This is a genomic window from Saccharothrix sp. NRRL B-16348 (genome assembly GCF_001280085.1).
Classification (GTDB): Bacteria; Actinomycetota; Actinomycetes; order Mycobacteriales; family Pseudonocardiaceae; genus Actinosynnema.
The window spans coordinates 1-11910 of sequence record NZ_LGED01000230.1; the positions used below are offsets into that span (position 1 = coordinate 1).

General features: G+C 70.8%; 9 protein-coding genes. 4 read left to right on the plus strand and 5 right to left on the minus strand.

What is annotated here, in order from left to right:
• Positions 1-229: 229 nt before the first annotated feature.
• From ADK67_RS34555 to ADK67_RS34570, 4 genes are read left to right on the plus strand one after another with little or no spacing between them, the layout of a single operon-like run.
• Entirely contained in the window at positions 230-1273 is a 1044-nt protein-coding gene (locus ADK67_RS34555; RefSeq protein ID WP_053720768.1) for a LacI family DNA-binding transcriptional regulator, read from the plus strand.
• Positions 1273-2559, plus strand: coding sequence for an ABC transporter substrate-binding protein (locus ADK67_RS34560; RefSeq protein ID WP_053720769.1), 1287 nt, complete (start codon positions 1273-1275; stop codon positions 2557-2559). The genes ADK67_RS34555 and ADK67_RS34560 overlap by 1 nt, the downstream gene beginning before the upstream one ends.
• On the plus strand, positions 2556-3488 hold the full coding sequence (locus ADK67_RS34565) for a carbohydrate ABC transporter permease (protein ID WP_053720770.1): 933 nt from the start codon (positions 2556-2558) through the stop codon (positions 3486-3488). Before ADK67_RS34560 ends, ADK67_RS34565 begins: the two co-directional genes overlap by 4 nt.
• Positions 3485-4333 carry a carbohydrate ABC transporter permease gene (locus tag ADK67_RS34570; protein WP_053720771.1) on the plus strand — a complete coding sequence of 283 codons (849 nt, stop codon included), beginning with the start codon at positions 3485-3487 and terminating at the stop codon, positions 4331-4333. The genes ADK67_RS34565 and ADK67_RS34570 overlap by 4 nt, the downstream gene beginning before the upstream one ends.
• A 67-nt stretch (positions 4334-4400) precedes the next feature.
• Here the strand turns inward: ADK67_RS34570 and ADK67_RS34575 are convergent, their stop codons facing one another.
• The 5 genes from ADK67_RS34575 to ADK67_RS34595 form a co-directional block, all read right to left on the minus strand.
• Positions 4401-7088 carry a lectin gene (locus ADK67_RS34575; RefSeq protein ID WP_063797829.1) on the minus strand — a complete coding sequence of 896 codons (2688 nt, stop codon included), beginning with the start codon at positions 7086-7088 and terminating at the stop codon, positions 4401-4403.
• Between the two features lie 174 nt (positions 7089-7262).
• The gene (locus ADK67_RS34580) at positions 7263-8219 is read right to left on the minus strand and encodes a PD40 domain-containing protein (protein WP_053720772.1); all 957 of its coding nucleotides are present in this window, start codon (positions 8217-8219) and stop codon (positions 7263-7265) included.
• Entirely contained in the window at positions 8216-9427 is a 1212-nt protein-coding gene (locus ADK67_RS34585; protein ID WP_157621119.1) for an MFS transporter, read from the minus strand. The genes ADK67_RS34580 and ADK67_RS34585 overlap by 4 nt, the downstream gene beginning before the upstream one ends.
• A gap of 68 nt (positions 9428-9495) precedes the next feature.
• Positions 9496-10893, minus strand: coding sequence for a CBM96 family carbohydrate-binding protein (locus tag ADK67_RS34590; protein WP_053720773.1), 1398 nt, complete (start codon positions 10891-10893; stop codon positions 9496-9498).
• A gap of 142 nt (positions 10894-11035) precedes the next feature.
• Positions 11036-11896: a LysR family transcriptional regulator ArgP gene (locus ADK67_RS34595; RefSeq protein WP_053720774.1), complete on the minus strand. Its 861-nt coding sequence runs from the start codon at positions 11894-11896 to the stop codon at positions 11036-11038.
• Positions 11897-11910 lie beyond the last annotated feature (14 nt).

Genomic DNA, 11910 nt, shown 5'->3' on the forward strand with positions numbered 1-11910 from the left:
GGTGTGGGTTGGTGTGGGTGGGGGTGTTGGTGGAGGTTTGCGTCTTGCGTTAAGTCGGCGCGAAGAAGTTGCGGTCCGGTCACGCAGGCTTCCCACTCCTTGACACGGTGCTGTGGCCCGCGACACAGTACCGCCGATTTTGAGCGGTCAAACGGGCAGTGGAGTGGTCAGGTGGGTGCGCTCCGTAACCGATGTGACACGAGCGCGAAACAGGGGGAGGGAGCAGGCCATGGCGCGTCCCGGCGGTCCGGTGACGATCCGCCAGGTGGCGCTGCACGCCGGTGTCTCCCGCCAGACCGTGTCCAACGTGCTCAACGCGCCGCACCGGGTGGACCCGGCGACGCGGCAGCGGGTCCGCGCGTCGGTCGAGGCGCTCGGTTACCGGCCCAACCGCAACGCGCGCAACCTGGCCGCACGCCGGGCCGGCCTCATCGGCTACTGCGTTCCGATCACCAGCACGCCCAGCGCGTTCCTGGACCGGTTCCTGCACCTGCTCACCGCGGAGGTGGAGGGGTCCGGGCGGCACGTGCTGCTGTTCACCGGAACGGGTGCGGTCGATGCCTACGCCGACCTCGTGGCACAACGAGCGGTGGATGGGTTTGTGCTTGCCAACACGGTGGACCAGGATCCGCGGCACCGGTGGTTGGCGGATCACGATGTGCCGTTCGTGTCCTTCGGACGCACGGGGAACGACGACCAGCCTGGACCGTGGGTGGACCTGGACGGCGCGGCCGTGTGCTACCGGCTCGTCGACCGGCTGCACGACTTGGGCCGCAGTCGCATCGCGTTCGTCGGTTGGCGTGGGGCGACGGCGCAGAACGTCGAACGGTTGCGTGGCTGGAAGGCCGGTTGCAGGGCCCTCGACCTGCCCGCGGATCGGATCGTGTTCGCGGAGGCGGACACCGTCGAGGCGGGCGGTGCGGCGATGCGAGACCTGCTGGACTCCGAAGTCCTGCCGGACGCGGTGATCGCGGTGAGCGACCCGCTTGCGGTAGGTGTGCACCGTGAAGTGCGCCGCCGGGGCCTCCGGCCGGGAACGGACGTCGCGGTGACGGGTTTCGACGACTCGCCGTTGGCGTCTGTTGTGGACGGTGGGCTCACCTCGGTGCGGCAACCCGTCGAGAGGTTCGCCCGCACCGCGGTGGACCTCCTGGACAGCACCGCCAGTGCGACCAGCGATCGGGGCGTGTTGCTGCCCGGCGAGATCATCAGCCGCGGCAGTGCCCCGATCCGCTTGACAGAGCAGGACCTGAACGAATGGGAGTCTCGGTAATGGGCGTTCGGACAACGGCGGCGCGGGCAACCGCGGCGCTGGGTGTGGCAGTCCTCCTCGCGTCGTGCGGCAGCGGAGGGGACCAAGGCGGCGAGCAGCCCAGCGGTGCGCTCGAAGGTCGGGGCGAGGTCACGTTCGCCACCGGCAAGGACACCTCCGGCAACATGCAGAAGCTCGTCGACGAGTGGAACGCCTCGCACGCGAACGAGCAGGTCCGGATCATCGAACTGCCCGAGTCCGCGGACGCCCAGCGCCAGCAGATGGTGCAGAACGCGCAGGTCAAGTCCGACGCGTACACGATCCTCAACCTCGACGTGGTGTGGACGGCCGAGTTCGCGGCCAACCGCTGGGTCGTCGAACTGCCCGCCGACCAGTTCGAGCTGGACAAGTTCCTCCAGCCCGCGGTGAAGACCGCGCAGTACCGCGACAAGCTCTACGCCGCGCCGGTGTACTCCGACGGCGGCCTGCTCTACTACCGCAAGGACCTGCTCGACGCGGCGGGCCAGAAGCCGCCGAAGACGTGGGCCGAGCTCACCACCGCGTGCCAGGCGGTCAAGGCGACCCAGCCCGCGATCGGCTGCTACGCCGGTCAGTTCGAGAAGTACGAGGGCCTGACGGTCAACTTCGACGAGGCCGTGCACTCCGCGGGCGGTGACGTGGTCGACGCCAACGGCAAGGCCGTGGTCGACTCGCCCGAGGCGAAGGCCGGTCTGGACGCCCTGGTCACCGGGTTCCAGCAGGGCATCATCCCGCAGAAGGCCATCACCTACAAGGAAGAGGAGGGCCGCCGCGCGTTCCAGGCGGGCGAGCTCCTGTTCCACCGCCAGTGGCCCTACCAGTGGAGCCTGGCCGGCAAGGCCGACGGCTCCTCGCAGGTCGCCGGCAAGTTCGACGTCGCGCCCCTGCCCGGCCTCAACGGCCCCGGCAGCTCCACCCTCGGCGGCCACAACTTCGCCATCTCCGCGTTCGGCAAGAACAAGGCCACCGCGCTGGACTTCATCAAGTTCTTCACCAGCGAGACCGCGCAGCGCTCCAACCTGCTGGCCACCTCGCAGGCGCCGACCCTGGCGAGCCTGTACGAGGACGCCGAGCTGATCAAGCAGTTCCCGTACCTGCCGACGCTGAAGGAGTCGATCCTGTCGGCGAAGCCGCGCCCGCAGGCCGTCCGCTACGGCGACGTGACGCAGGCGATCCAGGAGGCCGCCTACGCCGCGTTGACCGGTGAGAGGACCAGCGACGTGGCGCTGAAGGAGCTGCAGACCAAGTTGCAGGAGCTCCTTAAGTGACGGCGGTCGCCCGCCGCGCCCGGGGTGCGACCTCGGGCGCGGGGCGACTCGCCGCGGCGCTGCTGTCACCGACGTTCGTCGTGCTCGGCCTGGTGGTCGGGTACCCGCTGGTGGCGGCGCTGCGCGAGTCGGTGTTCCGGGAGGGGACCGACCTCGACGAGAGCGGGTTCGTCGTCGAGGGCGCGCGGTTCGTCGGTGTCGACAACTACACCGCGATCTTCGTCGGCGAGTCCGCCGCCCGGTTCTGGAACGCGTTCGGCAACACCACGGTGTTCACCGTCATCACGGTCACGCTGGAGGTGCTGCTCGGTGTCGGCATGGCGCTGGTGATGCACCACGCGATCCGCTGGCGCGGCATCGTGCGGGCCAGCATCCTGGTGCCGTGGGCCGTGCCCACCGCGGTCTCCGCGCTGCTGTGGCGCTGGATCTTCCAGGCCGACGGCGTGGCGAACGCGATGATCGGACAGCAGATCCTGTGGACCACCGAGGGCTGGCAGGCGAAGTTCGCGGTCATCCTCGCGGACGTGTGGAAGACCGCGCCGTTCGTCGGCCTGCTGGTGCTCGCCGGGCTGCAGATCATCCCGAACGACGTCTACGAGGCGGCCCGGGTCGACGGCGCGTCGCCGTGGCGGCAGTTCTGGCAAATCACGCTCCCGCTGGTGAAGCCCGCGCTCCTGGTGGCCGTGCTGTTCCGGGTGCTGGACGCGCTGCGCATGTTCGACCTGCCGTTCGTGCTCATCGGCAGCCGCAAGGAGTCGGTGGAGACGTTGTCGATGGTGGCCTTCGACGAGGCGTCGAGTCTGCGGTTCGGACCCGCCGCCGCGTACGCGACGATATTGTTCGTCTACGTGGCTGTCACCGCGTTGGTGTTCGTGCGGTTGCTCGGCGCGGACGTCATCGGCGCCGCTAGGGAAAGGGCGCGCAAATGACCGCCGCCGCGCAGGGCTCGGGCACGCTGTGGAAGCGGGTGCTGACGTTCGGCGGGCTCGGGCTGATCCTGGTCTACTGCCTGGCGCCGTTCTACTGGATGGCGGTGTCGGCGTTCCGCCGCCCGTCCGACCAGTTCGAGCTGACGGCGCTGCCCGCGCCGTTCTCGCTCGACAACCTGACCGCGGTGTTCTCGCCCGCCGTCGGGTTCGGCCGGTCGCTGCTCAACAGCCTGATCGTCGCGGGCGTCACCACGATCCTCACGCTGGTCATCGGCGTGTCGGCGGCGTACGCGCTGGCCCGGCTGCACTTCCGGTTCAAGAACGCGGTCGCGGCGCTGATCATCGCCACCTCGATGTTCCCCGGCATCTCCCTGCTGGTGCCGCTGCTGTCGCTGTTCACCGACATCGGCTGGATCAACACCTACCAGTCGATGATCGTGCCGAGCCTGTCGTTCGCGCTGCCGCTGGCGGTGTGGAACCTGACCGCGTTCTTCCGGCAGATGCCGGAGGAGCTGGAGCAGGCGGCGATGATCGACGGCTGCACGCGCGGCCAGGCGTTCCGCAAGGTGATCCTGCCGCTGGCCGCGCCCGGCATCTTCACCACCGCGATCATCACGTTCATCGCGGCGTGGAACGAGTTCATCATCGCTTTGTCGATGGTCAACGACAGCACGATGCAAACTGCTACCGTCGCGATCTCCCGGTTCACCGGGGCGTACGGTTTCGACCAGCCGTTCGGCACGCAGATGGCCGCCGGCGTGATCGTGACCGTGCCGCTGGTCGTGGTGGTGCTGATGTTCCAGCGGAGGATCATCGCAGGCTTGACCGCAGGCGGCGTCAAGTAGTCGCCTCGCGGTGTCAACGGCCGGTCGCCACGTGTTGGGAGAGCCGTGGCGACCGGCCAATTTAACGTCAGGGCAGGCGCCACTGCTGCGCGCCGGTCCCGTTGCAGTCGTGGATCTGCAGCTGCACGCCGTTCACGGCGTTGCTGTTCGGCACGTCCAGGCACTTGCCGGACGGCGAGTTCACCAACGTCGAGCCTTGGGGCCACCACTGCTGGGCGCCGGTGCCGTTGCACGTCCACAGCTGCACCTTGGTCCCGTCGACCCGGCCGCTGCCGCTGACGTCCAGGCACCGCCCGAGCGCCCGCAGCGTGCCGTCGGACGCCAGGGTCCACTGCTGCGCGGCCGAGGAGTTGCAGTCCCACAGCCGCACGGGCGCGCCGTCGGTCGGGCCCGCCGGTTCGCCGTCCACGCACTTGCTCGCCAACCCGACCACCGCGCCGGACCGCGCCGGGTCGGGTCCCACGTCGAACGACGGCGGCGCGTCGGCCGCGGCGCCGCCCCAGGTCGAGGCCGTGGCGCCCAGGGTGAAGTCCAGCGTGCCGCCCGACGCGACGAACGACGCGGGCACCCACGGCTTGCCGGACGCCACGCCGTTGACGCGCAACGACTGGACGTACTTCACGCTGTCAGAGGCGTTCGGGGCCGTGATGGTGATCGTGGCGCCGTTGCCGCGCTTGATCGTCGTGGTGGGGAACTGCGGGCTCGCCAGCACCAGCTCGGCCCGCCCGGGCGCCTGCGGGTACAGGCCCAGCGCCGCCCACACCGCCCAGGACGACATCTCGCCCAGGTCGTCGTTGCCGACGATGCCCTCGGGCGTGGGCGGGAAGAGCGACGTCAACGCCCGCCGCACCACGTCCTGCGTCTTGTGCGGCGCACCCGCGTACGCGTACGCCCAGGGCGTGTTGAGCGTCGGCTCGTTCCCCAGGTAGGCGTACGGCTTCTTCGGCCCGGCGTTCAGCTCGGTGAAGAACGTGTCGAGCCGGGACGTGACCGCGGCGTTGCCGCCCATCGCGTCGAACAGCCCGCGGTGGTTGTACGGCACCATCCACGTGTACTGCGCGGCGTTGCCCTCGACGTACTCGTTCTCCTGCGTCGGGCTGAACCCCGGCCACGTCAGGTCGGTGTTGCGCGGCTGCAGGTACTTGCTGCCCGAGTGGAACAGGCTGCGCCAGTTCTGGGCGCGGCGCAGGAAGTTCGACGCGGTGGCGGTGTCGTTGAGCCTGGCGGCGAACTGGGAGATGGCGAAGTCGGCGCTGGTGTACTCCAGCGTGGTCGCGGCCGAGCCCCACACGTCGCCCAGGCCGGTCGGCACGTACCCGTAGTCGTTGAACTGCAACCAGCCCGGGCGCTGGCGGATGTCGTTGACGCCCGCCACCATGCGGCGCAACGCGTCCGCCGTGTCGAAGTCCGTGCCGCCGAACGCGTGCGCGGTCGACACGATGATGGCCATCGGGTCGCCGTTCATCACGCCCGTGCCGCCGTTGGCGACCGTCCAGCGGTCGAAGTACCCGCCTTGGGCTGCCTGGTTCACCGCCGACTGCGCGATGTCCGCCGCTTCCCGCGGTCCCAGCAGCGCGACCAGCGCGATCTGGGACCGGTAGACGTCCCAGCCGGAGAAGTTCGCGTACTGGGTTCTCGTGGTCGTGCGCGTCTGCCGGTCGAAGCCCGCGTACTGCCCGTTGACGTCGCTGAACACGTTGGGGTGCAGCAGGGAGTGGTACAGCGAGGTGTAGAGCGTGCGCAGCTGGGTCGCCGTGCCGCCGGTGACGTCGATCCGGCCGAGCCACCCGTTCCACGCCGTCCGGGCGGCCGTCCGGACCTCGTCGAACGACCGGGTGCCCGTCTCGGCGGCCAGGTTCGCCCTGGCGTTGTCGACGCTCACGAACGAGATGCCGACCCGTGCGGTGACCGTCGTGGCGTTGAACGACACGAACGCCGACGCGGCGAACGGTCGCACGTCCTGGGCGGTGGTCGACGGCGCGGGCACGTGCTGCGTCCCGGCGGTCTTGGGCGAGGCCGGCACGTGGCCGGGGCTGCTGCCCTCGACCGCGCGGCCGTCCGGCGTCACCTGGCCGTTCGCGATCGTGGCGGTGGAGGCGAACGGCTGGTCGAACGTGATGTGGAAGTGCAGCCGGTACCGGTTGCCCGTGCCGCAGAACCCGCCGCTGTCGGTGTGGCCGGACAGGCTGTCGGTCCCGATGGTGATCGAACCGCTGGCCGCGTTGAACGCGCGGGCGGCGTCGACGGTGAGCGAGGCCCGCTGCCCGGCCGGGTAGGTGAAGCGGGCGACGCCCGACCGCGGGTTGGCGGTCAGCTCGGTGCGGATGCCGTTGTCGAAGCGGACGGAGTAGTAGCCGGGTGACGCTTGCTCGTTGGCGTGGGAGAACGTCGAGTAGGCCGCGGGGGTCGTGCCGAGGGACGGCATGATCGGCACGTTGCCGAAGTCGCTGCACCCCGGCCCCGACAGGTGGGTCAGGCTGAAGCCGCGGATGCGGTTGTCGTCGTAGTGGTAGCCGCCGTGCTGGTGGGTCACCGTGTCGGGGCTCCACTGGAGCATGCCGAACGGCGCGACGGCGCCGGGGAACGTGTTGCCCGCGCCGCCACCGTGCCCGAAGTCGGGGCCGCCGGGCTTGGTGCCGACGAACGGGTTGACGTGCTGCGCGGGATCGGTGATGGCATGCGCCGTGCCGGTGTGGACGGGGACGGCGAGCGCGGCGAGGGTGAGTGCGGCGACAGCCGCGGAGCGGAGACGCATCTGAACCTCCGGCAGGGGTAGGAGGCCTGACAACGTTGTCAGGCCTCGATTCTCCCATCAAAGGTCCAGACCAGGAACCCGCTGCGCGGGGGAACGCCGCTGGGCCGGTGGTGTCCACCGGACAGGCTCGGTGAATGCGAAAGCCTTTATAGTTTCAGTGTAGACAAAAACCAATCAGTCGGGCGGTGCCGGTGAGTTGGCTTCGGGAACGAGGACGGCAGGGGCGCCGGAGCCGTCCGCCGGCACCGCCCACACGTCGTTGACGCCGTCGTCGCGCTGGATGCCGTAGGCGATGGTGCGCTGGTCGAGCCAGGTCGGCTGGTCGTCCACGCTGCGCGTCTCCGCGAGCGGGGTGACCGCGAAGGTGCCCAGGTCCAGGGTGGACAGCCGCCAGCCCTGCTGGGGGTCGCCGTTCACCGCCGCCTTGTACGCGATGTGCCTGCCGTCGGGGGACAAGGACGGGCACTCCACGTTGTCCGCGATCGACCGGAGCGTGCGCGCGGCGAAGTCGCCTTCCACCAGGTAGCGGTGACCGCCGGTGGACATGGTCGCGTAGAAGCGGTTGTCGTCGGCGGTGAACGTGACGCCCCAGAAGTTGCGGTCGACGGCGGTGGCGGCCGTGCCGTCCACCGTGGAGGTGAACTCCTCCAGCGAGGTGACCAGCGCCCCGGTCTTCGTGTCCAGGATCCCGGTGGTCGTGGAGAAGCCGTTCGCCGCGTACGAGTGCCCGTCGACGAACAACGTCCACGCCACCATCCGGCCGCTCGGGGACACGCGCGTGCGGTTGGGGAACCCGGTCAGCGGCACGGTCCGCACCTCGTTCAACCCCGCGTCCAGCACCGCCAGCTCACCCGCCTTGAACGCGCCGACCGGCCGCAGGCACGACGTCGTCCCGCCCGCGCGGTAGACGCGGTCGCACCGCTGCTCGGTCACCTCACGCGGCCCGCTCGGATCGGACCGCGACACCGTGGCCAGCCTGCCGTTGCTCACCACCACCAGCCGAGGCCCGCTGACGGCGGTCGACGCCACCTCGTCGGGCGCGGAGCCGGACAGCGCGGCGTACCCGACCGCGACGGCGGCCAGCAGCACGGCGGCCAGCGCGGTGACGAGCAGGCGGACCCGAGTGGTCATGAGCGGCGCCCCAGGAGTGCGACGGTGGCGGCCAACGTGAGCGCGACGCCGGCGGCGGCCAACCGGGTGGCGGCTTCCGGCCCCCAGAACTGCCACGCCAGGCCGAACAGCACGGACGAACCCAGGTACGCCAAGGCCTGCCCGCTCTGGATCAGCGCGATGCCGGTCGTGCGCAGCCTCTCCGGCAGCAACGGCCCGGCGAACGCCATCAGCACGCCGTCCGTGGCCGCGTAGAACACCCCGTACAGCGCGACCACCACGACGACCAGGCCCCACCCGCCCAGCGGACCGAACAGCAGCAGGTACACCGCGCCCAACGCCACGTACCCGCCCAGCATCACCGGCAGCCGCCCGACCCGGTCGGCCAACGCGCCCAGCGGCGCGGCCAGCAGCAGGTACACCAGGCTCGTGCCGACCGCGAGCAGCGGGAACCACCCGATCGACAGGCCCTCGCGCTTCTGCAGCAGCAGGTACACGAACCCGTCGCCGATCGTGGCCAACCCCAGCAGCGACGCGGCGAGCACGACCCGCCGCACGCCGCCGTCGCGCCACAGCCCGCCGACCGCCTTGACCCGCACCGGCTCGGACGGCACGGGCGACCGGTGGTCGCGGACGAACAGCACGAGGATCACCACACCGAGGGCGGCGACGCAGAAGCTGGTCATGAACACCGAGTCGAACGACTCACCGGCCAGCGCCAGCACGGCCAGGGCCACCAGCGGCCCGGCGAACGCGCCCAGCCCGTCCATCGCCCGGTGCACGCCGAACGCCCGCCCGAGGTCCCCGGCGGGCGTGGACAGCGTGATCAGCGCGTCACGCGGCGCCGTGCGCAGCCCCTTGCCCGCCCGGTCGAGCGTGATCACCGCGCCGAGCGCGGCGGTGGAGCTGCCCGCCAGCAGCAACCCGACCTTGGCCGCGGCCGACAGCGCGTAGCCGATCCCGGCCACGCCCTTGCGCCGGTCGGTCCGGTCGGCGAGGAAACCGCCGACGAGCCGGAGCAGGGTGGTGGCCCCGGTGTAGACGCCGTCGATGACGCCGTAGGCGGCGGGGCTGAGCTGGAGCCCGACGACCAGGTAGAGCGGCAGGACGGCGGTGACCATCTCGGACGAGACGTCGGTGACGAGGCTGACCGCGCCGAGCGCGAAGACGTTGGCGCTGATGCCTTTCCAGCCTGCGGTCTTGGGTCTGGTGATGGTGGACAGGTACACGGCGCACCTCCGGGGACGGGCAGGTGCCGCGCCCGGTCGGGGGACGACCGGGCGCGGCGGTCAGCGGGTCAGTGACAGGCGGTGGTGCCGCTGTCGGTGAAGGTCTGGCCCGCCACGGGCACGAACTGCCAGTCGAAGCCGGTGCTGTGCAGGGTCAGCTTCAGCACCCCGTACGCGGTGCTGTTGCGGACCTCGCTGTTGGGTCGGATGGTGCCGAAGCCGTAGTGGCTCGCGCCGCCCATGCCCGCGACGAACGTGCGGATGCCGCGGGTGGTGTCGAGGCCGCCGCTGGGGTTCTGCGGCGCGAACCGCTCGTACTGGTGGTTGTGGCCGAACAGCACCACGTCGGCGTTGTGGTCGTACAGCGCCTGGAACAGCGGGCGCGTCGCCGTGGACGGCGCGTGGTTGGCGCCGGAGGTGAACAGCGGGTGGTGCCAGTACGCCGCCGTGCACGGCTTGGTGTTCGCGGCCAGGTCGGCGCGCAGCCACTGCTCCTGCGCCGAGCCCGCCGACATGCTGATGTTGGAGTTGAGCGACACGATGTGCCAGTTGCCGAGGTCGTAGGAGTAGTAGCCGCGACCGGACGGGCCGGCGAGCGTGCCGAAGTAGTCGTAGTAGCCGGTCGCGCCGCTGGTGCCGTAGTCGTGGTTGCCGGGCGACGGGCGGGTGCGGGCCTTGTGCCTGCCCCAGGTCGGGTTGTAGTAGTTGGCGAACTCGGTGGCGGTGCCGTTGCTGTAGACGTTGTCGCCGGTGGTGAAGACCGTGCCGGGGATGGTGTCGAGCAGCGCGGCGGTGGCGGTGTCGCCCGAGCCGGAGTTCGAGATGTCGCCCGCGCCGACCAGCACGGGGTCACCGGCGGCCGGGGGAGTGGTGGTGGTCGTCGTGGTGGTGCCGGTGGTGATCACGAGTTGCGGCGCGGTGGCGCCGGTCTCCCGCGAGTCGTAGTCGGCGCCGTCGGTGCTGGTGGAGGTGACGCCGAAGCTGAAGGTGCCGTTGGCCCGCACGTGCGCGGTGACGTCGACCTCGTACCAGGCGTTGCGGGCGACGGAGCCGAGCGCGTCGAGCGTGGCGCCGTCGATGGCGGGCTGGTTGTTCCAGGTCACGCCGGTCTCGGACCAGGTGGTGTCGGTCATGGCGCGGACCGAGCCGCCGGCCGGGCTGTTCGAGCCCGTGACGTCGTCGGTGTGCAGCCGCAGCTTCGCGCTGCCGATCGTGCCGGAGACGCCGGAGACGGTGAACTTCAGGAACATCCGCTTGATCGGCGAGCCGTCCACGCCGAGTTGGCCGGACGTGCCGTAGTTCGTGCCGGTGGTGGAGTTGTCGACGTGGGTGTCGGCGGTGGGGGTGAACGTCGTGGTGGCGGCCGAGGCGGCCGGCACGTGCCCGGAGGAGGCGATGGCGGTGAGGGCGGCGGCGGTGACGACGCCGGTGGCGAGCAGCGCCAGGGGAGCTCTGCGTCCTGACATGCGTAACCCTTCGTCCTTCGAACGACGGCAATGAGGGCTTCGCAGACAGTAGGGACGTGCGGACACTGCGTGGTGATGGTCGGGCGGCCGGCCGGTGAACGACCGGCGAACCGCTCACACGTACATCACCGATGGGTGTAGTTCAGTGCAGTTCCGCTGCCGCCGCGCGGAACACGGCGTCGGCGACGCGGGCCAGCGGCGGCGAGTCGAGCTTCCACTGCTGCCAGTGCAGCAGCACGTCCACGGGCCGGTCGGGGGCCAGGTGCACGAGCCTGCGGTGCGCGGCGATCTGGTGCTCGGTGAGCAGCGCCCAGCCCGCGCCCGCGACCACGGCGTCCTCGAACACGTGACCGTCGGGCAGGTGGTGCCGGCGCGCGGAGGCGTTGTGGCCGGAGAGCTCGCGGCAGAACCGGTCCTGCAGGTCGTCCTTCTCGTCGAACACGATCACCGGCGCGTCGTGCAGCGGCTGCCCGTCGGCGAGCCAGCGCCGGGTGAACGCCTTGGTGGCCACGGCGTGGTAGCGGATGCTCCCGAGTGGACGGACGACGCAGCCCTGCACCGGCCGGGGCGACGACGTGACCGCGCCGACGACGAGACCTTGGCGCAGCAGCTCGGCGGTGTGGTCCTGGTCGTCGCGCCGCACGGTGAGCACCAGGCCCTCGTCGGCGGCCAGTTCCTTGACCACGCGCCGGAACCAGGTGCCGAGCGAGTCGGCGTTGACCGCGACCGGGATCGGCGTCGGGTCCTCGATCAGGCCGAGCGCCTCGCGCGCGTCGCGGTCCAGCAACGCCTGCTGCCTCCCGTACCGGGCGATCACCGCGCCGGAGTCGGTGAGCCGCGCGGGCTTGGCGCGGACCAGCAGCACGCGGCCGGTGCGCTGTTCGAGCAGCTTGATCCGCTGGCTCACGGCCGACGGCGTGACGTGCAGGGCTTTGGCGGCGGCGTCGAAGGTGCCCTCGTCCACGACGGCCAGGAGGGTGCGCACGCACTCGGGATCGAGCATCACGAGCGCTAATG

What these genes read in the sequence shown, in the direction of transcription:
- ADK67_RS34570 (WP_053720771.1), top strand. Translation starts at nt 3,485, where the DNA reads ATGACCGCCGCCGCGCAGGGCTCGGGCACGCTGTGGAAGCGGGTGCTG.
- ADK67_RS34580 (WP_053720772.1), bottom strand. Translation starts at nt 8,219, where the DNA reads ATGACCACTCGGGTCCGCCTGCTCGTCACCGCGCTGGCCGCCGTGCTG.
- ADK67_RS34595 (WP_053720774.1), bottom strand. Translation starts at nt 11,896, where the DNA reads ATGCTCGATCCCGAGTGCGTGCGCACCCTCCTGGCCGTCGTGGACGAG.
- ADK67_RS34555 (WP_053720768.1), top strand. Translation starts at nt 230, where the DNA reads ATGGCGCGTCCCGGCGGTCCGGTGACGATCCGCCAGGTGGCGCTGCAC.
- ADK67_RS34590 (WP_053720773.1), bottom strand. Translation starts at nt 10,893, where the DNA reads ATGTCAGGACGCAGAGCTCCCCTGGCGCTGCTCGCCACCGGCGTCGTC.
- ADK67_RS34560 (WP_053720769.1), top strand. Translation starts at nt 1,273, where the DNA reads ATGGGCGTTCGGACAACGGCGGCGCGGGCAACCGCGGCGCTGGGTGTG.
- ADK67_RS34575 (WP_063797829.1), bottom strand. Translation starts at nt 7,088, where the DNA reads ATGCGTCTCCGCTCCGCGGCTGTCGCCGCACTCACCCTCGCCGCGCTC.